25 protein-coding genes are annotated in these 22,307 nt (G+C 39.6%); 23 read left to right on the top strand and 2 right to left on the bottom strand.

Annotated elements, in window-relative coordinates; genetic code table 11:
* The first annotated feature begins 10 nt into the window (after positions 1–10).
* The 3 genes from SPD53_RS01625 (at position 11) to SPD53_RS01635 (ending at position 2,450) form a co-directional block, all read left to right on the top strand.
* Entirely contained in the window at positions 11–424 is a 414-nt protein-coding gene (locus SPD53_RS01625) for a DUF4430 domain-containing protein (RefSeq protein ID WP_156855914.1), read from the top strand.
* Between the two features lie 372 nt (positions 425–796).
* Positions 797–1,333, top strand: coding sequence for a sigma-70 family RNA polymerase sigma factor (locus tag SPD53_RS01630; RefSeq protein ID WP_156855913.1), 537 nt, complete (start codon positions 797–799; stop codon positions 1,331–1,333).
* Positions 1,326–2,450 carry a hypothetical protein gene (locus SPD53_RS01635; RefSeq protein ID WP_188856784.1) on the top strand — a complete coding sequence of 375 codons (1,125 nt, stop codon included), beginning with the start codon at positions 1,326–1,328 and terminating at the stop codon, positions 2,448–2,450. Before SPD53_RS01630 ends, SPD53_RS01635 begins: the two co-directional genes overlap by 8 nt.
* A gap of 103 nt (positions 2,451–2,553) precedes the next feature.
* Here the strand turns inward: SPD53_RS01635 and SPD53_RS01640 are convergent, their stop codons facing one another.
* The gene (locus SPD53_RS01640) at positions 2,554–2,784 is read right to left on the bottom strand and encodes a ferredoxin (RefSeq protein WP_156855911.1); all 231 of its coding nucleotides are present in this window, start codon (positions 2,782–2,784) and stop codon (positions 2,554–2,556) included.
* An 85-nt stretch (positions 2,785–2,869) separates the two neighbouring features.
* Here SPD53_RS01640 and SPD53_RS01645 point away from each other — a divergent pair, with 85 nt between their 5' ends.
* The 7 genes from SPD53_RS01645 (at position 2,870) to SPD53_RS01675 (ending at position 9,673) form a co-directional block, all read left to right on the top strand.
* Positions 2,870–3,952: a helix-turn-helix domain-containing protein gene (locus SPD53_RS01645; RefSeq protein ID WP_156855910.1), complete on the top strand. Its 1,083-nt coding sequence runs from the start codon at positions 2,870–2,872 to the stop codon at positions 3,950–3,952.
* Complete coding sequence (locus SPD53_RS01650; protein ID WP_156855909.1) at positions 3,945–5,495, top strand: RecQ family ATP-dependent DNA helicase; 1,551 nt, start codon at positions 3,945–3,947, stop codon at positions 5,493–5,495. The genes SPD53_RS01645 and SPD53_RS01650 overlap by 8 nt, the downstream gene beginning before the upstream one ends.
* Positions 5,482–6,048, top strand: a complete 567-nt coding sequence (locus tag SPD53_RS01655; RefSeq protein WP_156855908.1) for a CPBP family intramembrane glutamic endopeptidase — start codon at positions 5,482–5,484, stop codon at positions 6,046–6,048. The genes SPD53_RS01650 and SPD53_RS01655 overlap by 14 nt, the downstream gene beginning before the upstream one ends.
* Before the next feature lie 13 nt (positions 6,049–6,061).
* Entirely contained in the window at positions 6,062–6,364 is a 303-nt protein-coding gene (locus tag SPD53_RS01660) for a hypothetical protein (protein WP_156855907.1), read from the top strand.
* A 139-nt stretch (positions 6,365–6,503) separates the two neighbouring features.
* Positions 6,504–7,085: a genetic competence negative regulator gene (locus SPD53_RS01665; protein ID WP_156855906.1), complete on the top strand. Its 582-nt coding sequence runs from the start codon at positions 6,504–6,506 to the stop codon at positions 7,083–7,085.
* A 120-nt stretch (positions 7,086–7,205) separates the two neighbouring features.
* Positions 7,206–8,486 (top strand): Glu/Leu/Phe/Val family dehydrogenase, encoded by a 1,281-nt coding sequence (locus SPD53_RS01670; protein ID WP_156855905.1) that lies wholly within the window; start codon positions 7,206–7,208, stop codon positions 8,484–8,486.
* 197 nt (positions 8,487–8,683) lie between these two features.
* Positions 8,684–9,673 (top strand): YpdA family putative bacillithiol disulfide reductase, encoded by a 990-nt coding sequence (locus SPD53_RS01675; protein WP_336251462.1) that lies wholly within the window; start codon positions 8,684–8,686, stop codon positions 9,671–9,673.
* Between the two features lie 31 nt (positions 9,674–9,704).
* Here the strand turns inward: SPD53_RS01675 and SPD53_RS01680 are convergent, their stop codons facing one another.
* Complete coding sequence (locus tag SPD53_RS01680) at positions 9,705–10,673, bottom strand: asparaginase (RefSeq protein ID WP_198042605.1); 969 nt, start codon at positions 10,671–10,673, stop codon at positions 9,705–9,707.
* Between the two features lie 90 nt (positions 10,674–10,763).
* Between SPD53_RS01680 and prsW the strand changes: the two genes are divergently transcribed.
* From prsW to SPD53_RS01745, 13 genes are all read left to right on the top strand, one after another.
* Positions 10,764–11,411 (top strand): glutamic-type intramembrane protease PrsW, encoded by a 648-nt coding sequence (prsW, locus tag SPD53_RS01685; protein ID WP_156855903.1) that lies wholly within the window; start codon positions 10,764–10,766, stop codon positions 11,409–11,411.
* 313 nt (positions 11,412–11,724) lie between these two features.
* Positions 11,725–12,513: a spore cortex-lytic enzyme gene (gene sleB / locus SPD53_RS01690; RefSeq protein ID WP_232334359.1), complete on the top strand. Its 789-nt coding sequence runs from the start codon at positions 11,725–11,727 to the stop codon at positions 12,511–12,513.
* Between the two features lie 15 nt (positions 12,514–12,528).
* Entirely contained in the window at positions 12,529–13,863 is a 1,335-nt protein-coding gene (ypeB, locus tag SPD53_RS01695; protein WP_336251463.1) for a germination protein YpeB, read from the top strand.
* A gap of 195 nt (positions 13,864–14,058) precedes the next feature.
* On the top strand, positions 14,059–14,715 hold the full coding sequence (locus SPD53_RS01700; protein WP_336251464.1) for a flagellar brake protein: 657 nt from the start codon (positions 14,059–14,061) through the stop codon (positions 14,713–14,715).
* 122 nt (positions 14,716–14,837) lie between these two features.
* Positions 14,838–15,524, top strand: coding sequence for a (d)CMP kinase (gene cmk / locus SPD53_RS01705; protein WP_156855899.1), 687 nt, complete (start codon positions 14,838–14,840; stop codon positions 15,522–15,524).
* 90 nt (positions 15,525–15,614) lie between these two features.
* The gene (gene rpsA, locus SPD53_RS01710) at positions 15,615–16,745 is read left to right on the top strand and encodes a 30S ribosomal protein S1 (protein WP_336251465.1); all 1,131 of its coding nucleotides are present in this window, start codon (positions 15,615–15,617) and stop codon (positions 16,743–16,745) included.
* A 91-nt stretch (positions 16,746–16,836) separates the two neighbouring features.
* The gene (locus tag SPD53_RS01715; protein WP_336251466.1) at positions 16,837–17,730 is read left to right on the top strand and encodes a YIEGIA family protein; all 894 of its coding nucleotides are present in this window, start codon (positions 16,837–16,839) and stop codon (positions 17,728–17,730) included.
* Positions 17,730–17,915: a capping complex subunit for YIEGIA gene (locus SPD53_RS01720; RefSeq protein ID WP_235760798.1), complete on the top strand. Its 186-nt coding sequence runs from the start codon at positions 17,730–17,732 to the stop codon at positions 17,913–17,915. The genes SPD53_RS01715 and SPD53_RS01720 overlap by 1 nt, the downstream gene beginning before the upstream one ends.
* Before the next feature lie 84 nt (positions 17,916–17,999).
* Positions 18,000–19,310: a ribosome biogenesis GTPase Der gene (gene der / locus SPD53_RS01725; RefSeq protein ID WP_156855896.1), complete on the top strand. Its 1,311-nt coding sequence runs from the start codon at positions 18,000–18,002 to the stop codon at positions 19,308–19,310.
* A gap of 19 nt (positions 19,311–19,329) precedes the next feature.
* On the top strand, positions 19,330–20,364 hold the full coding sequence (locus SPD53_RS01730) for an NAD(P)H-dependent glycerol-3-phosphate dehydrogenase (protein WP_336251467.1): 1,035 nt from the start codon (positions 19,330–19,332) through the stop codon (positions 20,362–20,364).
* 63 nt (positions 20,365–20,427) lie between these two features.
* Positions 20,428–20,688 (top strand): stage VI sporulation protein F, encoded by a 261-nt coding sequence (locus SPD53_RS01735; RefSeq protein ID WP_156855894.1) that lies wholly within the window; start codon positions 20,428–20,430, stop codon positions 20,686–20,688.
* A gap of 233 nt (positions 20,689–20,921) precedes the next feature.
* Positions 20,922–21,119, top strand: coding sequence for a DUF2768 domain-containing protein (locus SPD53_RS01740; protein ID WP_156855893.1), 198 nt, complete (start codon positions 20,922–20,924; stop codon positions 21,117–21,119).
* An 18-nt stretch (positions 21,120–21,137) separates the two neighbouring features.
* Positions 21,138–21,866 (top strand): hypothetical protein, encoded by a 729-nt coding sequence (locus SPD53_RS01745; RefSeq protein ID WP_336251468.1) that lies wholly within the window; start codon positions 21,138–21,140, stop codon positions 21,864–21,866.
* The last annotated feature ends 441 nt before the right edge of the window (positions 21,867–22,307 follow it).

The following is a 22,307-nucleotide window of genomic DNA, read 5'->3' on the forward strand; positions in this document are numbered from 1 at the left end:
GTTGCTACAAATGAACAAACGATTAATAAACGTTCTCATCATTTTTGCAGTTCTCCTATTCCTTGCAGCATGCGGGAACAGTAATGAAGAGACGACAACAACAGTTAGTACAAATGAAACTGGTGAAATGAACGATGTTCCGGAAAATGAGGTCCGGCTCACGATTTCAATCAATGATGGGGAACAATTTATTAATGAACAGCAAGTTGAAATTGAAGATGGTGCAAATTTACTGGAAGTTCTAGATGATACGTTCTATATCGAAACAGATGAAGATGACGAGCTGACCTCCATTGAACGGGTCGCAATCAGTGAAGAAGAAGGCACAAGCTGGCATCTATTCGTAAACGACGAAATATCCGACGTACCAGCTAAAGATTACACCTTAAGCGGTGGAGATCGAATCATCCTCGATTTGCAATAAAAGGCAAGATTAGGTTGGAACATAACATCAAAGTTTTGTTCCAACCTTTTTTATGATCTATAATTAGAACATACAAGTTTCATCGCTAAAGTATTTAGACTTCACACCTTAAAAAAGAAAGCAAATCATCCCAAGACACCCTTATTTTAATATAAAAGGCTTTTTCAAAAAGAACTACTAATCACTCTCATTCAGCGTAGTATGTGCAACTTACTTCTGAAGGTCCGCAGTCCAGGCACCTCTCGCTTTCCGCCGGGCAACTGAACGTCGATTAGAACCCTAAAATTAGTGAATGAGCAAAACACATACGCTAAATGAATGTGAAACGTTTTTGATTGGAATGACGTCTAATAGGAGGAATGGGGGAAGCAGATGAAAGCTCTGTTTAATCATTTTTATGAGACGTATCATCAGGACATTTATAATTATGTCTTCTATATGGTTAAAGACAGAACTGTGGCAGAAGATATCGTTCAAGAAGTATATATTCGTATTATTAAATCCTATGACCGCTTTCGTGGAGACAGCAGTGAAAAAACATGGGCTTTCTCGATAGCTAGACATGCCGTATTTGATCACTTCCGTAAGCAAAAAAGAAAGAAAAAACATACAAACGAAACAGTCGATCTTGGTGAATGGACGGAATTCATCCCTACGACAGAGGCCGCTCCAGATGAAGTCGTTATCCAACAGGAGGATATGCAAGTATTGTATCGCCTTCTAGATAAGTGCAGTATTAATCAGAAACAAGTAGTTGTTCTCCGTTACATACAAGGGCATAGCCTGAAAGAAACGGCAGAGATACTGAATATGACAGTAAGCAATGTGAAAACCTTGCAGCACCGTGCAATAAAGAAGTTGAAGAATTTGTTTGCGAAAGAGAAGAAAGGGGGAGAGTCGGGTGACTAACCGAGATGATGAGAAGATAATTAAACTATTGGAAAATCTGCCCCAGCATAAGGACAAGCGCCCCCAACAGGAAATATATGAAAAATTGACTTTGCAGTTCAAGGGAAAATCTCAAAGAAAGAGCAAGAGATTTATTCCTTATGTTGCTGCTCTTTCGATCTTCCTTTTGCTTCTGGGCTTACCTTTTGTTGTCAATCATAACATAACGGAACAAACAACAATGGAAACAGATGCAACCGATGAACGTGCAATTTTCGGAATAGAAGAGGAATCGTCCCATACTTCCGACGATAATATGGAAAGTACGGAAACATTCGAGCGGGAGGGACTAATGGAGATATCTCTTATTAGTGGCGGGGTACTTACCGATGTACCGTCAGACAGGGAAGTCATTCACTTTGCAACTTATAATGCAACAGGGGAGTATGTTATTCCGTTAACCTTTCTTGTACCAGAAGAAGCAGACATGGAGAGTTATTACGCACAGTTGGATGAAATATTAAATGCTTTCGACCTTTTACCAGATCATTATATATTGGAGGGTGCAGAGTTTTCAATCGATCTCGACACGAAGCAAGTCGTCCTAACTATGCAGAACGAGTTACTTGAGGATTCGAATTCGAATGAATTACTACCACAATTATTGGGCGAAATGTTCCTTCCATATGGTATTGAAGAGGTAACGTTTGTAAATGACGCGAGCGAAACGACGCAAACAATTGACTTATCTACGTACGCTAAGCAGCGGGAAAGCTATTTTTTGTATGGTGGTAACTATATCATTGTTCCTCTGGACAATGATTCGACAGTTGAAGAGGCATTACATGCACTAAAACAGTCGTACTCCGATAGTCAAATTAAACCGGTGATGGATGCAGATATTGAATTCACTGTGAAAGAAGCCGGGGAAACAGTTATAGTGGAGTTCGTACAAGAATCTATTCAAGAAGCAGATGTAACGATTCAAATGGTTGAAGCAATATTACTAACAGCAAAAAGCTTTGGATATACCGAAGTCCAGTTTGACCAACTCCCGTTCAATCAATTAGAAGGCTATAACTTCAATTCACCGCTACCTGTTCCAACCGCTGTAAATATAATCGCTGATATTAAATGAAAACTGCGAGAATTTTAACTGATTCTCGCAGTTTTCAATAGTTTTAGTGAAACACTTGGCTGTTACTTTAAATTTTACTATAATATGACTTGGGTAACATCTATTACTTGTCCGTTTGAAATGGCTTTTTGCTAATATGAATAGACATAGATGGACAAGCTTCATAAGCATCCAGAAGGTCGTTTCTTAATCTTCTTTTTACCTTTTTCGTCCCTGTATTGCCATCAATTTTAACAAAAGACAACCCTTCCTCATTATATCCAAATAACTTCGGTGCATTAGCCCCGCAATTTCCACAAGCGATACAAGTATCCTGATTCACGATAACATACATTTATTTTACCCCCATTAAACACTCCTTATTGTAAAACTAGTCACGAATAATTTCAATTAGATGATTAGGAATGGATGTGAGATAATTGATTTTTAACGGTATACTCTTAACAGCAGCAAAACAAATTAAACAAGAGCGGAGTACATCAAGCATTTATCATTTACTAACAGGCAGCAGGAGCATCCAGACCCTTCAAGATGCCCATATTTTCTCCAACCAGGCATTCTTTGGAATTTATAGAGGGCTGAGGAAGCAAATCTTTGATGAGAAAATAACTGCATTAATTCAAGCAGGTTTCTTGGAAGAAACTGTTGAAGAAAAGGGACGCCAAGCAGTACGCTGTTTACCTGAGGGAGAAACGTGGCTTGCCGCTCACCAGAGCAGAATTCCCTTTCACTATTTTCAGGGGTTTCTGTATTTTGATAAAGCCGACGTATTTTATAATAGATTACTATTACTCGTTCAAACATTAAGTAATACGAACGAAAGTAATTTCTCGTTTATTCCCGTTATTCATCAGCCGGCTACTGAACGGTTTGTACGACAATTTTATAAGCAGATTAAAGAAAATGAGAGAAGTTACTTGGAAGAATTATATGATGAACTTGTTCAGTTACTGGCTGCTTTTCCCGAAGAGGAAGCTCAAATATTCATTGACCGATTTTCAGGATATAATCATTACGGGAAAAGTCTCGATCAACTTGCGATCCAGTATAACAGAGAAGCAGCTGATATCCGCTTGCTCTTGGTCGGTATGATACATATGTTGTTGCAAAAGATTGAAATAAGTCAATCAGACTACAGCGCTCTATACCCGCTAGTTGCTGATCTTGGCCAGACAGTAAAATTAGTCGGCTCACCAGGGAAGACATATGATTTGTTCAAGCAAGGACTTACTCCTGAAGAGATTTCTCGCATACGGAGCTTAAAAATTAATACAATTTACGATCATTTAGCTGAAATCGCACTGTATGATCCTGCTTTCCCCTTTTCGGATTATGTATCGGAAAGAGACACGAAGGAAATTTTACAAGCGATTCAAGAAACGAATTCATTTAAATTGAAGACGATTAAAGAAAATGTCCACCCAGAGATAAGTTTTTTCCAAATACGCTTAATGCTCGTCTTTCATCACAAATTGAGGGAGGGAGGAAGTCGACATGGGTGAAACTCTTCATTTGGAAAATGAATTACAGAAACATTTTCAATATCATTCGTTCCGCCTAGGGCAACGAGAAATTATTTCCGATGTACTGCAAGGTAAAAGCGTGCTTGGCATTTTACCGACCGGCTCTGGAAAGTCGATTTGTTATCAGCTGCCATCCCTGTTATTGGATGGTCTGACCGTTGTCGTTTCACCTTTAATATCTTTGATGATCGACCAGGTAAAAGAATTGAAAGCTAAAAACTTTAAAAGAGTTGTTGCGTTAAATAGCTTTGTCACCTATTCCGAAAGACAGATGGTAATGGAACAGTTGCATCATTATAAATTACTTTATATCTCTCCAGAATTATTGCAGCAGCCGCAGCTACTCAAGCGATTGTCGCAACTTAAAATTAGTTTATTCGTTATCGATGAAGCCCATTGTATTTCCCAATGGGGACATGATTTCCGTCCGGATTATTTAAAACTTGGCAAGGTAATTGAAAATTTGCATCATCCACCAGTGCTGGCATTAAGTGCAACAGCAACCCCTGCAGTTCAGGCGGATATTATTAAAAGCTTGGACCGACCCCGAATGGTGAAGCGGGTCTATCCAATGGATCGGAACAATTTAACATTTGCGATTCAAGATGTAACTTCTGATCAAGAGAAGCTTGAATTATTAACTATATACCTCAATAAACATTATGGACCTGCTTTAATTTATTTCTCGAGCAGAATCCAAGCTGAAAATCTTGCACGTATTTTAACAGAGAAATTACCTGAACTTCAAGTTGCTTTCTATCATGGTGGCGTAGAACCAATCGATAGAATCCAGATTCAACAACAGTTCATGAATAATCAAATTGATGTAATTTGCTGTACAAGTGCATTTGGAATGGGAATTAATAAGCAGAATATCCGTTTAATTATTCATTATCATATTCCGTCGCAAATGGAAGCATATATTCAAGAGGTCGGAAGGGCAGGCCGAGACGGAAAACCAAGTATTTGTTTATTACTCTATGGGCGTTATGATGCTGCAATTCCAAAGAGTATTATTGAAAATGAATTACCAGAATCCGGTGAAATCCGGATGATTATGCAACAGTTAAAAGTGTTGAGTGAACAAGGAATTGAACTGACGAAAGAAACGCTGCATGATTTAAATGAACTCTTTCAAATCAGTGAAATAAAATGGAGATTTTTACGGTTTCATTTTGAAAAACATGGTATGATTAATGGTAAGAAAGTTGTCTATCAAGCTGAGCATTGGCGTAATGTATATGAGCATCTTGTCAAGTGGATCCAATCACGAAGTCTGTATAAAATGGAAGAGTTGCAAGAGATGATTCGTTGGGCTGAGTCAGATGATTGCTTACGGAAGCAGTTGTATAAAAAGTTTCAATCGGGTTATGATCCGCCAATCTTTGAGTGCTGCAGTAACTGTGGGATCGATCTTGAACAATGGGAAGCTCAAGCGTTACCCCCTAGTCTACAGAAAGATACCGATTGGAGGGGAAAACTTCGAAAGCTACTACTTGGAGCAGAACATGAAGCAAAGTGAATTAATCAAACAATTATCAGATCGGGAACTAAAAATTAATCTATTGTTTTCCCAAGGGATATTTCTTGGAATTGCTCTCTTGTTAAGCTTGTTTTTATTTGATCGATTTCGTGATTGGACAACTTTATTTGTTTGGGACACACAGGAAGTTATTTACTTTGGTGTTCTACCTGCTATATTCATCGTCGGGATGGACTTGCTATTAATTAGATTGCTGCCTGAATCTGCAGTTGATGATGGCGGAATAAATGAAAGGATTTTTAGAAACAGATCCATTTCTTTTATTTTTGGTATAGCTTTACTAGTAGCAATTTCAGAGGAACTACTATTCCGCGGTGTGATCCAAAGTACAATCGGATATATACCTGCAAGTATATTATTTGCACTCGTTCATCTCCGTTATTTAAGGAAACCGGTATTATTCCTATCCATATTGGTGATCAGTCTTTTAATAGGTTACCTTTTTCTATTAACGGAAAATCTTTTTGTTACTATTACACTTCATTTTATAGTAGACTTTCTTTTAGGATTATTTATTCGCTTCAAAAAGTGAGGTGCTTTCTAAGTTGAGTACGCAGCTTGAACATAAAGAGGAAGATCAAGCGAATGAGTTGAGGACCCTTTTTCAGGATATTGAAGAAGGAAATGAAAATGATGAAGAATTGTTCGCTGATCAAATCATAAATGAGATTGATGTTTTGAATTTACCTCCGAGAAAAGAGGTACATACGAAAAATAAACGGACTAAAATTAAGTTAAGCAAGCCACTCTTGCGATTTCTTTTTACGGTGATTATTGTTATAGCGGGATTGGGAACGGCAATTTATGTCTGGCAGGATGAAATTACGACTCTGTTGCATAAACTCTAATAAGGAACAGACTTTACGGATTAGCTTACTACCTAAAAATTGATTAATTGCATATAGTATTGTATACATCCAATGTTTCATCTGCATGTATAGACCGTTGTCTTTGTTGTTAAGTAATATTTTTTAAGGGGGATACTGTATGCGTGTGGAAAGACTATCCAGTCATCAGTTCACCATATTTTTGACTTTTGACGATTTAATTGAGCGTGGTTTCACGAGTGATGAAATATGGCACGATGCAGCTAGTGTCCGGAGTTTATTTAGTGAAATGATGTATGATGCAAGTGATGAATTAGATATAGAACTTGATGGAATGCTGCTTGTTCAAGTTTTCATGATGCAGGCTCAAGGTATGCATGTAGTCGTGACGCAAATGAGTGATATGGAAAATGAAGACGAAGATTTTATTGAAATGAAAGTGACACTTGACGAAAGCCATGAATTAATATTTTTATTTGAGGACATTGAAGATTTAATCGACGTTGCATCCTATTTATCGCCACTTGGAATAGAAGATGGGCAAGTATATTATTTGGATGATCATTATTATATGTTATTTGATGAAGAGTCCCTTCCCGATATTGAAAAAGAAAGCATCATTGCAATCATGTCGGAGTATTCTCATTCAAGTATTCTTACTTCCCATCGTCTAAAGGAATACGGGAAAATTATTTATGAAAAGCAGGCTGTAAAACAGATTATGAATCATTTTTACAACTAGTTTCAACTGACAAATAATATAGGTGTTCCATAGTATTTTAATTGCATATTTACAGTGAAAGTGTATACTAACTTCTTAGTAGAAGGTTTATTAATATATGTATTCTAGGGGGTAAATTTCATGGTAGCCGATAAAGCAGTAGATTCTACCGAAGAAAATCATGAAAATCTAGATGTTTTAAGTTCAACAAGGGCAGTAATTATGACGGCTTTGGAAAAGTTGGGATACTCCAATGAGGTATATGAGCTATTAAAAGACCCGCTTCGTATGATGACTGTTCGCATTCCGGTACGTATGGATGATGGCAAGGTGAAAGTGTTCACTGGATATCGCGCCCAGCATAACGATGCAGTAGGCCCGACGAAAGGTGGCATTAGGTTCCATCCAGACGTAACGGAAAAAGAAGTAAAAGCCTTATCCATTTGGATGAGTTTGAAAGCGGGTATTGTCAACTTACCATATGGCGGAGCAAAGGGTGGAATAATTTGTGATCCGCGCCATATGTCCTTCCGTGAATTGGAAACGCTTAGTCGTGGTTACGTTCGTGCTGTCAGTCAAATCGTTGGACCGACGAAAGATATTCCGGCACCAGACGTATTCACGAATTCACAGATCATGGCCTGGATGATGGATGAGTACAGTAAGATTGATGAATTTAATAATCCAGGATTTATTACCGGGAAGCCGATTGTTCTTGGTGGTTCACATGGTAGAGAATCTGCTACAGCAAAAGGGGTTACAATCGTACTAAACGAAGCTGCGAAAAAACGCGGAATTGATATTCAAGGGGCCCGTATCGTCATTCAAGGGTTTGGAAATGCGGGTAGTTATCTATCGAAATTCCTTTATGATCAAGGGGCAAAGATTGTGGGAATTGCGGATGCACACGGTGCACTGCACGATCCTGATGGCCTTGATATTGACTATCTTCTTGACAGGAGAGACAGTTTTGGCACGGTGACCAACCTGTTCGACAATACAATTACGAATAAAGAGTTGTTTGAACTCGACTGTGACATTATCATTCCTGCTGCAGTCGAGAATCAAATCACACGGGAGAATGCACATAATATTAAAGCGAGTATTATTGTCGAAGCTGCCAATGGGCCTACAACAGCTGAAGCGACAAAAATTTTAACCGATCGAGATATTCTTTTAGTGCCTGACGTACTTGCTTCAGCTGGTGGAGTAACAGTATCCTATTTCGAATGGGTACAGAATAACCAAGGTTATTACTGGTCTGAAGAAGAAATTGATCAAAAACTACATGAGATTATGATTGATTCTTTTAATAACATTTACAATCTTTCCGAAACGAGGCAAGTCGATATGCGGCTAGCTGCTTATATGATAGGGGTCCGTAAAATGGCCGAAGCAGCAAGGTTCCGCGGTTGGGTATAAGAAACTTAAGCTAATCACACAAAAAACTCTTATCATCTTAGGATAGGGGTTTTTTCTGTTGGGTAAGATACAATTACCATTTTTAGACTGCTGACGTTCAGTAGAATATAAGTTTTTGTTTTTAACCATCTTGGTTTATCCGATAAGCAAATTATAGTAGAATATTATTAGAGCATGTGAAAAGGATGTGGCAGTAAATGCAACAGGAAGAAGTTATTATTGTTGGAGCCGGACCTTGTGGAATGGCTGCAGCGATTGCTTTACAAGACAGAGGTATCAACCCTCTGTTAATTGAAAAAGGAAACGTCGTGAATAGCTTGTACAAATTCCCGACACACCAAACATTTTTCAGCTCCAGTGACAATCTGGAAATCGGTGATATTGCTTTTATTACCGAGAAACAGCGGCCAGTCAGAAATGAAGCACTGGTATATTACAGAGAAGTAGCAAAAAGAAAATCTCTGCGCATTCAATCCTTCGAGGAAGTTACTAAGATTGAAAAGAAAGATAAAGGCTTTTTGCTCAATACGGAAACTAATCATAATGAGAAAAAACAATACAAAGCAAAATTTGTAATTATCGCGACAGGTTATTATGATCAACCAAACCGTCTCAATGTTCCGGGTGAGGATTTGCCTAAGGTTAGCCATTACTTTAAAGAAGCACATCCTTATTACAATAAAGACGTTTTAATTATAGGTGGGAAAAACTCTGCAGTAGATGCAGCGATCGAACTCCATAAGGCAGGAGCAAATGTGACAGTCCTTTACCGCGGAAAGGAATATTCTTCGAGCGTTAAGCCTTGGATTCTTCCAGGATTTGATTCTTTAGTTAGGAAAGATGAGATTGAGATGGTATTTAATGCAAACGTAAAAGAAATTACTGAAAATGCGGTTTCTTATGAAGTGGATGGAGTCGAGCGGCGTATTGATAATGAATTTGTTTTCGCAATGATCGGTTACCAACCAGATATCAAATTTTTACACGACGCGGGTGTCGAAACAGATCCAATGAGTGGAATTCCAGCGTATGATGAAGATACGTATGAAACAAACATACAAGGAATCTATGTAGCAGGTGTCGTAGCGGCAGGGTTTAACAACAATGCTATCTTTATTGAAAATGGACGTTTTCACGGAGAAGCAATTGCACGCTCGATCGCGGCGAAGCGGACAATGAAAGTATAATTTATAAAGGAGCTAGCGACTGCTAGCTCCTTTACTGTTCAGAAAATAGTTTGCTCAACTCTTCCATATTCGTCGTTTGTTCTAAGGCAAGGAGTAATTTGATTCTTGCTTTAGGGCCGGTTAGTCCATTAGCGAAGATTACACCTATTTCATTTAATTGTCTACCGCCACCGGAATAAGCATAAGTTGGCTGAACGGTTCCTTGGTAACAGCGGGAGACGAGGATGATTGGGATATTATCATTTATAACTATCGTAAGTGCATCCATAATCGCTCCTGGTAAATTACCTTGGCCAAATGCCTCAATAACAAGTCCATCCGGTTTCCCTAAGTGGAGCGCGTGAATTAAATCCTCATCCATCCCAGCAAATGCCTTCAGAAGAAAAACTTTAGATCGAACTTTCGTAACAGGATAATGCTCCCTTTTTAAAATGCTGTGATGGAAAACAATCAATTCTTTCGTAACAATTCCAATTGGGCCATATTGCGGACTTTGAAAGGTTGCGACATTGCTTGTTGAGGTCTTCGTGACGTTTGCAGCTGTATGAATTTCATCGTTCATAACAACTAGTACACCTTTGCCATTTGCTTGTTCCGCGCAGGCAACGCGGAGGGAACTGATTAAATTATAGAGTGCATCTGATCCGATTTCATTACTGGAACGCATGGCACCGGTAATGATAATCGGCTTTTCAGTATCGATCACCAGATCAAGGAAATACGCCGTCTCTTCCAGTGTATCTGTACCATGAGTAATGACAATCCCATCGTATTTAGGTATGGATTGTTTAATGTACTCTGCCAGTTCCAACATGTTCTTTGGTGTAATATGTGGGGAAGGCAGGTCAAAAACAACGAATTCATCCACATCGGCAAATTTGTTGTATTGATCCTGCAGTTTAGTCAATGGATGTTCATCTGTAACGTTAACTGCTCCAGTTTCCTTGTTTTCCAGCATCGAAATTGTTCCACCTGTATGGATAATCAAGATTTTCTTCAACGAAATCACCTGCTTCACATTTTCACTATTTCCAATAGGATAACTTCATGATACGATAAAAGTATTGTACTTGGAAAGAGGTTTATAACTATGATTGCTATTTTTTCTGTGGGACTTGCCCCTGTTGTAGCATTGATGTCCTTTTTTTATCTAAAGGATGAATATACGGAACCAATCCCTTTAATTGTACGGTCTTTTCTATTAGGCTGTCTGATTGTATTTCCGATTATGTTTGTGCAGCATGCATTTGTAAAGGAAGGGTTCGTGTTAAATATTTTCTTGACATCCTTTTTCCAAGTTGCTTTACTGGAAGAATTTTTAAAATGGTTTATTTTTATGTTCTCCATGTACCATCATGACGAATTTGATGACCATTATGATGGAATTGTATATGCTGTGGCAATTAGTTTGGGTTTCGCCTCGGTGGAAAATATCTTATATTTACTGACAAATGGTATTGAATATGCCTTTTCAAGAGCGATATTTCCTGTATCATCTCATGCATTATTCGGTGTTATTATGGGGTATTATTTCGGAAAAGCGAAGACACGTGTAAGTAAGACAAGGTTTAATCTTTGGCTCGCTTTTTTCATCCCGTTTCTACTTCATGGAATCTATAATTACATCTTGCAGTCAGTTTCGAGCAACTGGATTTACTACCTTGTCCCATTTATGATTATCTTATGGATATTCGGACTTCACCGCATGAAAATTGCTAATCAACCTGATTTGAATTAAAGAACAGAATACGTCGTTACAAAAGCATGTACAGTATCCCTAGCTGTACATGCTTTTTATTTCATAAAAGTGTATAAAAATAGATTAGCAACAAAAGCTATCCTCAAGTCATTGCTTTATCAAAGTGTAACCGTTCGTATATCTTTCAGCTTGTAAAAGATAAGGAAATCAAATTAAAAAGGTGAGAGGAAACGGACGCTTATACTCTGATAACTTAGTTAACATTTCGCGGAAGATAAGCAAAGATTCTTCGGCATGACGAATCGTTTTTTGAGGAGGGTTAGACTTGCGATACAGACAGATTAGTTTTTTCATCGTTTTCGGTTTGTTTCTATTACCTTTATTCTTCGACGGAAAAGAAGAGGCACAAGCATTCAGTCCCCAGGTTATTCAACATGGTGCAGTTGGGGATGATGTTATTGAATTACAGGCGAGATTACAATATTTAGGATTTTACAACGGAAATATTGACGGAGTTTTCGGGTGGGGAACATATTGGGCTCTTCGCAATTTCCAATATGAATTCGGTATGAACATTGATGGGCTCGCTGGTCAGGAGACAAAGAATAAACTAGTAAAAGCGAGTCAGTTCAATGAAGCTTATGTGAAAGAACAAATTTCCAAGGGTAATCGCTTTAGTCATTATGGCGGAACGGAAGGCGGGCAGCAACAGGCTGGCCAAGCACAACAAACAGAGCAAAATGTACCGGTAGATAATACAACCGCAGTCAATGTTCCGCAAGGCTTTTCACAGAATGATATTCAATTGATGGCAAATGCGGTATATGGGGAGGCAAGGGGAGAGCCATATGAAGGTCAGGTTGCAGTTGCAGCCGTAATTCTTAACCGGGTAGCGAGTCCTAGTTTTCCCAATACAGTCTCAGGTGTCATCTTTGAGCCACGGGCTTTTACAGCCGTAGCAGATGGTCAAATCTGGCTCACACCGAATGATGTGGCAAAAGAGGCTGTGCTTGATGCAATTAATGGTTGGGATCCTTCATCCAATGCCATTTATTATTTTAACCCGGATACGGCAACCTCGCCTTGGATATGGTCAAGGCCGCAGATTAAGCAAATTGGTAAGCATATCTTTTGTAAATAGGAAGGCGTGAATAGTATGATTCGTTGGATTACCATTGGTATTCTGTCGCTCGGATTAGTTGGTGCAGCCATTTGGGGCTACCAAGAACACCAGGAGAAAAATGCGATTTTAATACAGGCGGAAAACAGTTATCAAAAATCATTCCACGAACTTAGTTATTATATGGATTTACTGCATGATGAGATTGGAACAGTGCTGGCAATGAACTCCCATGAACGGTTATCACCTAAGTTCGTTGATATTTGGCGGATTACTTCAGAAGCCCATTCCAATGTTTCCCAATTACCACTTGGGCTCTTGCCATTTAATAAAACAGAAGAGTTTCTCTCGAATATTGGTGATTTCACGTACCGCACGGCAATTCGCAACTTGGATGATGACCCGCTAACTGAAGATGAAACGAAAGTTCTAGAGAATCTTTACGTGCAAGCAAATGATATTAAGGATGAATTGCGGCATGTACAGCATTTAGCACTTGAAAATAATTTGCGGTGGATGGATGTTCAGCTTGCATTGGTTAACAATGACCAAACAGATAACACGATTATCGATGGGTTCAAAACTGTGGAGAAGCAAGTGGAGGGGTACGCTGAGGCGAACAGCCAATCCGGTTTAATCGGGGTTAGTACAAAACCAGAAGATCACTTCGAAAATCTACCCGGAAAAGAATTGAGTGAAGAGGAAGCATTAGATAAAAGCAGAAAGATTTTCGATATCAATTCGAAAGAAAATATTGAAATTACACCTTCTGGAGATGGCGCCGATATTCCAATTTACAGTGTATCTTATCAAAATGGTGAGAAACGCGCTTACATGGACCTCTCTCAAAAAGGAGGTTATCCGTTAACATTATTAATCGAACGTCCGGTAGAAAATAAGAAGCTTAGTTTGCATGAAGGACAAGAACATGCGGAAAAATATTTGGAGCAATTTGACTTTGACGATATGGAACTATATCAAAGTATGGAGCTGAATAATGTCGGAATGTATTCGTTCAATTATAATCAGGATGGCATTCGGATTTATTCTGATTCCGTAGAGGTGAAAGTAGCGCTAGATAATGGAGATGTCTTAGGAGTGACAGCAAGCGAATATTATAGTAATCATCATGAACGAGAAATCGATGAACCGGAACTAACGGAAGAAGAAGCACGTGAATTCGTTAATCCGAATGTCCAAATAGAAGAAAGCGGCCTAGCGATTATTACGAATGATGTGGATGAAGAAGTGCTTACTTATGAATTCTTAGGTACATTCAACAATGATACGTACCGCATCTTCATTAACGCCATGGATGGCAGAGAAGAAAAAGTCGAAAAACTCGGGGGCAAGGAATTGAAGTATTCCTGAAAAAGCTCCAGAACGGATGTGGCGATTGCTAGCAACTATAGTTGTCCACTGCATCTTTATTTTATATTTTTTTAATACAGGTAAAGGGGGGAGGCAAAAAGCCTTCCCCTTTTCTCTTAAATCTGTAATAATAAATATATACAATCATTCCGTAATGAAGGCAGATAGAATCGTGGTGAAGATATGAAAGGACCAATGATAAAGATTGGCACAAAACTGGGATTAACATTTAAAGAACCTGGATTGCAAGCGGATGAATATTATTGTAAAGTTGTTGACATCAACGACAACTATCTTCTTATTGATTATCCCGTACATAAACAAACAGGGAAGACCAAATTTTTCCAAATAGGTGCCTCTTTTAAAGTTGATTTCGTAGGTGATGATGAAGCAGTTTATCAATTTCAGACGACACTTGCAGATAGAGTTAAGATGAATGTCCCCGCTTTAGCACTTTGTAAACCAGAGCTAGAAGATATTGAGCGAATTCAGCGGAGACAGTTTGTACGTGTGGATGCAACAATTGATGCCGCTATCCATCGTCAAAATGAGGACAAGGAAGCTTTTACAACGGTTACTTCCGACATAAGCGGTGGCGGGTTATCATTAATCGTGCCAAGGGAAGATCTACTGGATATACATGAAGTGATTAATGTCTGGCTCGTACTCAGCTTTAGCTCAGGGAAATATCATTATATACAGACAGCGGGTCAAGTCGTTTTCTTGCAACTGAGAAACGGAATCCATACAGCTTCAATAAAGTTCCTTGGATTAAAACCGATGGATCAACAATTAGTCATCAGTTACTGTTTTGAAAAACAGCGGGAAATGAGAAAAAAAGAATTATCTTAAGTAGAGATTGTAGACCAGTCAAATTGAATTATGCTATGATAAACAAGAGATAGAAATGATTATTACTTACAGTACTTATGAAGAAATTACCCACATGCTTATGAGAGGACGGAAGTTTGTAGATGCAGGAAGAACATATAGCTATTGCGATTGATGGTCCGGCAGCTGCTGGTAAGAGCACGGTCGCAAAAATTGTAGCCGAGAAATTAAATTATATCTATGTGGATACAGGTGCGATGTATCGTGCATTAACGTTGAAGGCGCTTAACGATGGAGTTGATCCTTCCGATGAGGCAGCAGTTTTAAACTTGTTACTAGAGACGAATATCGAACTTGCCAACGATTCGACAGGACAACGTGTTATTTTGAATGGAAAAGATGTAACAGAAGAAATCCGTTACCAGCCTGTATCTGCGAATGTATCTTATATTGCTAAGCTTACTGCCGTACGCCAAGAGATGTTGAAACGGCAGAGGGAATTAGCGAAAGACCGTGGAGTTGTGATGGACGGCCGGGATATTGGTACCCATGTCCTTCCCGGTGCACAAGTGAAAATATTTCTCGTGGCATCTGTTGATGAAAGAGCAAAAAGGCGTCATGATGAAAATATTGCAAAAGGCATCCCATCGGATTTAGAACAATTAAAAGCTGAAATTGAGAAAAGAGATGAAATAGACACTAACCGTGAAACAGCACCTTTAGTTAAGGCAGATGATGCGGTTGAACTTGATACAACATCCCTTTCCATCCATGAAGTCGTCCACTCTATCTTGCAAGAAGTGGAAAAGTATAAAAATAAGCAAAATTAGAATACTTTACTTGACAAAGAAATGTAATTATTAGAAGTTATAGAAAGAATAATTTTATATCGCTATGATGCTATTAGGAGGGCTAAGGTTATGACTAACGAATTTAACGAAATACCAGAATTAAATGTAGGAGATACGGTTACGGGAACAGTTGTAAAAGTAGAGGAAAAACAAGTTCTCGTAGATATCGGTTATAAAACAGAGGGAATTGTCCCAATTAGTGAACTTTCCAGCTTACATGTCGAGCTTCCAAGCGATGTTGTAAGCGAAGGGGATTCTGTTACCCTACAAGTGAAGAAATTGACAGATGAAGAAGTAGTATTGTCCAAGCGGGCAGTAGATGCTGAAAAAGCATGGGAAGACCTTGAAGCAAAGCATGACAACAAGGAAGTTTTTGAAACCGTTGTAAAAGAAGTTGTTAAGGGTGGACTTGTTGTTGATGTGGGTGTGCGTGGTTTCATCCCTGCATCACTCGTAGAAACATATTATGTAGAAGATTTCAGTGATTATGAAGGTAAAACATTAGAAGTTATTGTAGAAGAACTCGACCGCAGTCAAAATCGCGTTATCCTTTCTCACCGTGCCGTAGTTGAAAAGGAAGAAGAGGAGAAAAAGAAAGAACTTCTTGATTCTCTCGAGCAAGGTCAAGTAATTGAAGGAACTGTACAACGCCTAACAGGCTTTGGTGCATTCGTTGATCTCGGCGGTATTGATGGACTAGTTCATATTTCCCAATTAGCCCACTACCATGTTGAAAAAGCTTCCGATGTTGTTTCAGAAGGTGACAAGATTGAAGTGGAAGTGCTATCCGTCGACAGAGATAATGAAAGAATTTCTCTATCCCATAAAGCGACCTTACCAGGACCTTGGACAAACATCGGGGAACGCGTTTCTCAAGGTGATGTGTTAGAAGGAACCGTTAAACGCTTAGTTAGCTTTGGTGCTTTTATTGAATTATTCCCTGGAGTAGAAGGACTTGTTCACATTTCTCAGATTGCGAACCGTCATATCGGCACACCAGATGAAGTGCTTGAAGTAGGTCAGCAAGTGAATGTTAAAGTGCTTGACGTGAACGAAGAAGACGAACGTATTTCCTTAAGTATCAAAGAATTGGAACAGGAGAAAGAGCAAGTCGAAGTTAAAAATTATGAAAAAGATGACGACCATTCCGGATTCCAACTTGGAGACGTCATTGGCGATCAGCTCGACAAATATAAATAATAATGAAAGGTCTTCCTGCGAAAGGAGGACCTTTTTCTTGGTGTATACAAGAATTGCTTTTTTGGCAGACTGAATGCCAAGGAGTGAGAATATGAGCGAATTTAAGTATGCCATTTTATTTGGCGTGTTTGTCGGTACGATGGCAAGGATTCTAATGTTGAGAACTGATTATAGACAGTATCCAACCTATCTCCACGGGAAAATCATTCACGTTTCTCTTGGATTTATTGCGGCCTCTTTAGGGGCGATTGCAGTTCCTGCATTAATTGAGCGAGAATATACGGCAGTTACGTTACTAACGGTTGCCGCTACGCAATTTCGGGAGGTCCGTAATATGGAGAGGAATACATTGACTGAGATTGACCCCTTGGAGCTAGTTCCCCGTGGGAAAGTGTATATTGAAGGGATTGCAATTTCATTTGAAAGCAGAAATTATCTTTGTATTTTCACGGCGCTTATTTCTACAGTATTGTATATTTATTTTAGCCTTCCCATTGCGATCGCTGGAGGTGTTGTTTCCGTCCTTCTAGGGTTACGCCTAATGAGTGGCAAAACGATTAAAAGCATCGCTAATATCGAATATACCCCTTTGAAGTTTGATGGTGCGGGGTTGTATGTTGATAATATTTATATTATGAATATTGGGTTAAAAGAAAGACGTGAAGAAATATTGAAATACGGTGCCGGATTCATCATCTATCCGAAAAACCGGAATGTCGTGCAGACCTTAGCTAATTTAGGGCAACGACAGGCAATGCTTCACGACGTTTCTGTTTCACTTGGGATTTTTCGTGACTCGGGAACACCAGCTTTAACACCGCTTATTAAACGGGATTTGGACGACGGCAGAATCGGTATGTTTATTCTTCCGCAAAACCGTGATATTGACCTTGCCATTAAAATTATCGGTGCCGTTCCAGTGCTCGAAAGCGCAATCCGCATGCCTACCGAATCAAAATCCTATCATGAAACGAGGGATGAATGATGAATATCGAGAAAGCCATCCTTGCCGTCATTACAACAGATCAATCAAAAATTGATGGAGGCGCACCAATTTTTATTTGTGAATCCAAGCAAGAACTGGAAATGATTGCTGCAAATCTGGAAGCGATAACAGACGGAATTGCGCATTCCTTAAGCGAGGAATTGTACATCATTGTAAAACATTGATTTCGGTTTAAAATTGTTTAAATCGGTTGATTTTGCTAGAATGAATGAAGTAATAAAGTATGGTGCAGAAGGGAAGTTCCTTTCATGAGAAAATCAGTTGTTGCAATAGTTGGAAGACCTAATGTAGGCAAATCAACGATATTTAACCGATTAGTCGGTGAAAGAATTTCAATTGTAGAAGATATTCCCGGTGTTACAAGAGACCGGATCTATTCGCAAGCGGAATGGCTGAATAGAGAATTTAATCTCATCGATACAGGAGGAATTGAAGCGGGCGACGAACCATTGCTTGTTCAAATGCGCCAACAAGCTGAAATTGCAATCGATGAGGCAGATGTTATTATTTTTCTAGTAAATGGTAAAGAAGGAATCACTGGAGCGGATGAGGAAGTTGCTAAATTATTATTTAAATCCAACAAACCGATTGTTTTAGGTGTGAATAAAATAGATAATCCAGAGATGCAAGAAACTATTTACGAATATTATTCTCTTGGATTTGGAGAGCCTTTTCCTATTTCAGGCGCTCATGGTCTCGGTCTTGGTGATTTACTGGATGAAGTGATTCGCCACTTTCCTCCAGAAGAAGAACCAGAAGATGATGATGAAACGATTTACTTCAGTGTAATCGGGCGGCCGAATGTCGGTAAGTCCTCCTTAGTAAATGCACTCTTAAATGAAGATCGTGTCATCGTAAGTAATATGGAAGGGACGACACGAGATGCGGTTGATACTCCATTCACTAGGGATGGACAAGACTATGTCATCATCGATACGGCAGGTATGCGAAAACGCGGGAAAGTATATGAGACGACGGAGAAATATAGTGTGCTGCGGACTTTAAAGGCGATTGAAAGGGCGGACGTTGCCCTTGTCTTGATTGATGCTGAAACTGGAATCATTGAACAGGATAAACGAGTGGCCGGTTATGCCCATGAAGAAGGGCGGGCAGTTGTCATTGTAGTTAATAAATGGGATACCGTCGAATCTGATCAAAAGGCAATGCAGAAATTCGAAGAGGACATCAGAATGCAGTTTCAATTTTTGGATTACGCACCGATTGTATTTTTATCTGCGGAGACGAAAAAGCGACTGCACACATTGCTTCCGGTTGTTAAAATGGTCAGTGAGAACCATGCAAAACGGATACCTACCAATTTGTTGAACGATGTGATTATGGATGCAATTGCGGTGAACCCAACTCCGACATTTAAAGGGAAGCGTTTGAAGGTTCTCTATGCGACACAGGTTTCTGTGAAGCCTCCTTCCTTTGTAATCTTTGTTAATGATCCGGAGTTAATGCATTTCTCGTATAAGCGATTTTTAGAAAATAAGATTAGGGAAGCGATTGACTATACTGGCACACCGATCAACATTTTTGTAAGAAGACGTCAGTAGCCAGAGAGGAGAAAGTTATATGAAAAAAATTGCAGTGTTAGGTGCAGGGAGCTGGGGGACTGCCTTAAGTATCGTTTTAGCTGATAATGGTCATTCCGTAAGATTGTGGAGCCACCGGGCGGAGCAAGCTGAAGCGATTAACAATACAAAGCGCAATGAAAGATATTTAGATGTAGAATTACCTGAAGGAATCCAAGCCTTCTCTGACTTAAATGAGGCAGTGAAGGGAACGGAGGCTGTCTTAATTGTTGTTCCAGCAAAGGCAATCCGGGAAGTGACCCGTTCTTTACAACATGTCTTACCGGACGGAGCAACGATCATTCACGCAACGAAAGGAATTGAGCCCGTTACATTGAAGCGCGTATCGGAAATGATTGCTGAAGAATTTCCGGAATATCCTTCCGACGATATCGTTGTTCTATCGGGTCCAAGCCATGCTGAAGAAGTTGCATTGCGACACCCGACAACGGTAACAGTTGCGGCGAAGAATCCAGAGAAGAGTAAACATGCTCAAAATCTATTCAATAGTGATACATTTAGAGTGTATACAAGTCAAGATGTGTTAGGGCTTGAATTAGGCGGAGCATTAAAGAATATTATCGCCCTAGGCGCAGGTATCTCAGATGGGTTGGGGTATGGTGACAATGCTAAATCAGCCCTTATCACAAGAGGACTTGCTGAAATTACCCGATTAGGAACATCGCTAGGAGCGAACCCGATTAGTTTCTTAGGATTATCCGGTGTTGGTGACTTGATTGTTACGTGTACAAGTGTCCATAGCAGGAACTGGCGTGCTGGAAACTTGCTGGGTAAAGGACACCAGCTTGATGATGTCCTAAGTGAAATGGGCATGGTTGTTGAAGGGGTGCGTACAGTTAAGGCCGCGTATCAGATTGCTGAAGAACAAGCGGTTGAAATGCCGATCACTTCAGGGATTTACCAGATTCTTTTTGAAAATAAAAATCCTAAAGATGCGGTCACTCAATTGATGACAAGAGACAAGCGTGAAGAGATGGCCGGACTTGATCAGATGCTTAAGGATCTGTACTCCTGATTCACACGCATTCTTTCTCCTTGCATATACTATGTTGAAATAAAGAATCAAGGAGGAAATGTAGTGAATAATTTTCAAAAAGGCATGTTCGATAAAATCAATCAAAAAGCGAACATATCCCCTGAGGAGATTTACCAGGTGGCAGATTCCGTAAAACACGCTGACTTTTCTGATGAAAAAACGGTCCGCGAACTTATCCAACGCTTATCTAGATTAGCGAACAAACCTGTTTCCAAGGATAAAGAGGATAAGATCGTAGAAGCAATTGTTAAGAATAAAGTTCCAATGAATCCTCAAACCATGAATAATTTATTCGATAATTAATTAGGTCAGTAGGCAGATGAGGATACAGAACGTTGCATTCTCGCATACAATAAATCGCACAAGCATTCGTGGATAGAGTCTGCAAGGGTATTATCTAGTCACCCGGAACGGAGCGGCCCCCTCTGTTCCGGTTTTTTTTACAAGCTTATACATCTTGATATAATTATATGAATTGCTTATGGTATAATATGTGGTGTTCCTAAGCAGATTCTATAAATTAGGGGTGAAATAAAATGAGCATATCCATGTTTAAAATGTACGTATCGTTTGCGGGGATGATTTTATTATTTTTAGCAATGGGTCTGATCTGGTTAAGCAGACAAAAATTAAAGGGCTGGATAGCGGGAATCGTTTCTTTACTTGCCTATTTCAGCTTAGTATCCGGTGCACTGATTATTCTTTTTGTCGTGTTTACAGGTCCTACAAGATAGTTATCAGGAGGGTAAAAAGTGAAAGCTTCATACATAAAAATAGCCGTACTTGCCTTCTCCTTCGTCCTGCTTGCGGGCTGCCTGTACCCGGACAGTGAACGAGTAGAGAATCAAGTACCGCATGCTACACAGCTTGAAACAGTCCAGTCTGCCGTAAATACTTATCAAGAACAGACGGATGGCCTCGTGCCAATTCGCACGAAACCGAGCGACACACCAATTTTTGAGAAATATTTAATAGATTTTAACTTGTTGAAGGAGCACCATGCGATTGCAGAAATCCCAGGCAACGCTTTTGAAAATGGTGGCTATTATCAATATATTTTAATTAATCCAGAAGTTGATCCAACTGTTAAAGTGATTGATTTAAGAATTACGGAAGCCATCCGCAGTGTTAATATTCGAATGAATACATTTCGTGATGAACATACATACCCGGCTTTTGGTGAAAAGGTAGAAGATGGTATTTATCTCATCGATCATGAGAAATTGAAACTAGATGAACCGCCGACTGTCGTAAGTCCGTATAGTCAGGAGAACTTGCCGATTATTATGGATGTGGAAGGAAACTTATATGTAGACTACCGGATTGACTTACAGCAAGCGTTAGACGAATATGATCATGACTATGAAGAGGGAGACGACATCCGTTATCTCTTAACCGACCACACTCCCTTTGCACCAGCCTATTCGCTTCCTTACACGGTAAAAGACGGAGAACCGGTCTTAATGATGGAGGAGGAATAGCCTCCAAAAAAACATGCATAAACCAACACCCTCGGCACATATACTGTTCCGAGGGTTTTTTATTGTTCGCTTTAATTGATATATATCATCGGTTTTCTATCTGGAGATCCACTGTCCCGATACCTCTCCTTTTCACAGGCGGTCAGGTTACTCCTCGCACACTTTGCATGCTGCAGGGTCTTACCTAGGCTAGTCCTGCCGCAGGAGTCTCAAGGTATCCGGACTGCTCCCGGAAGATATGTTAGCTAGGCTGTCTAATTTTTTGAGTGTATAAATTAAAGTGCGAACCTTTAGTTTGCCTCGGCCGCCTCCTGACTTCTGCGGAATGAGAAGCATCGAGAAGGCCCTCAGCAGGCTTATCCACGAGGCAGACTATTCTCTCTCTTGTATGTGGTCAATGCCTACATGTGCAGATTCTGCGCGTCGAGGCTCGTCAGGTGC

Source organism: Oceanobacillus sp. MO10714A (assembly GCF_037072045.1).
Classification (GTDB): Bacteria; Bacillota; Bacilli; order Bacillales; family Amphibacillaceae; genus Oceanobacillus; species Oceanobacillus indicireducens.

What these genes read in the sequence shown, in the direction of transcription:
- SPD53_RS01700 (WP_336251464.1), top strand. Translation starts at nt 14,059, where the DNA reads ATGATAAAGATTGGCACAAAACTGGGATTAACATTTAAAGAACCTGGA.
- ypeB (WP_336251463.1), top strand. Translation starts at nt 12,529, where the DNA reads ATGATTCGTTGGATTACCATTGGTATTCTGTCGCTCGGATTAGTTGGT.
- SPD53_RS01665 (WP_156855906.1), top strand. Translation starts at nt 6,504, where the DNA reads ATGCGTGTGGAAAGACTATCCAGTCATCAGTTCACCATATTTTTGACT.
- SPD53_RS01625 (WP_156855914.1), top strand. Translation starts at nt 11, where the DNA reads ATGAACAAACGATTAATAAACGTTCTCATCATTTTTGCAGTTCTCCTA.
- SPD53_RS01655 (WP_156855908.1), top strand. Translation starts at nt 5,482, where the DNA reads ATGAAGCAAAGTGAATTAATCAAACAATTATCAGATCGGGAACTAAAA.
- prsW (WP_156855903.1), top strand. Translation starts at nt 10,764, where the DNA reads ATGATTGCTATTTTTTCTGTGGGACTTGCCCCTGTTGTAGCATTGATG.
- rpsA (WP_336251465.1), top strand. Translation starts at nt 15,615, where the DNA reads ATGACTAACGAATTTAACGAAATACCAGAATTAAATGTAGGAGATACG.
- SPD53_RS01715 (WP_336251466.1), top strand. Translation starts at nt 16,837, where the DNA reads ATGAGCGAATTTAAGTATGCCATTTTATTTGGCGTGTTTGTCGGTACG.
- SPD53_RS01720 (WP_235760798.1), top strand. Translation starts at nt 17,730, where the DNA reads ATGAATATCGAGAAAGCCATCCTTGCCGTCATTACAACAGATCAATCA.
- SPD53_RS01670 (WP_156855905.1), top strand. Translation starts at nt 7,206, where the DNA reads ATGGTAGCCGATAAAGCAGTAGATTCTACCGAAGAAAATCATGAAAAT.
- SPD53_RS01675 (WP_336251462.1), top strand. Translation starts at nt 8,684, where the DNA reads ATGCAACAGGAAGAAGTTATTATTGTTGGAGCCGGACCTTGTGGAATG.
- SPD53_RS01630 (WP_156855913.1), top strand. Translation starts at nt 797, where the DNA reads ATGAAAGCTCTGTTTAATCATTTTTATGAGACGTATCATCAGGACATT.
- SPD53_RS01650 (WP_156855909.1), top strand. Translation starts at nt 3,945, where the DNA reads ATGGGTGAAACTCTTCATTTGGAAAATGAATTACAGAAACATTTTCAA.
- SPD53_RS01640 (WP_156855911.1), bottom strand. Translation starts at nt 2,784, where the DNA reads ATGTATGTTATCGTGAATCAGGATACTTGTATCGCTTGTGGAAATTGC.
- SPD53_RS01730 (WP_336251467.1), top strand. Translation starts at nt 19,330, where the DNA reads ATGAAAAAAATTGCAGTGTTAGGTGCAGGGAGCTGGGGGACTGCCTTA.
- SPD53_RS01740 (WP_156855893.1), top strand. Translation starts at nt 20,922, where the DNA reads ATGAGCATATCCATGTTTAAAATGTACGTATCGTTTGCGGGGATGATT.
- der (WP_156855896.1), top strand. Translation starts at nt 18,000, where the DNA reads ATGAGAAAATCAGTTGTTGCAATAGTTGGAAGACCTAATGTAGGCAAA.
- cmk (WP_156855899.1), top strand. Translation starts at nt 14,838, where the DNA reads ATGCAGGAAGAACATATAGCTATTGCGATTGATGGTCCGGCAGCTGCT.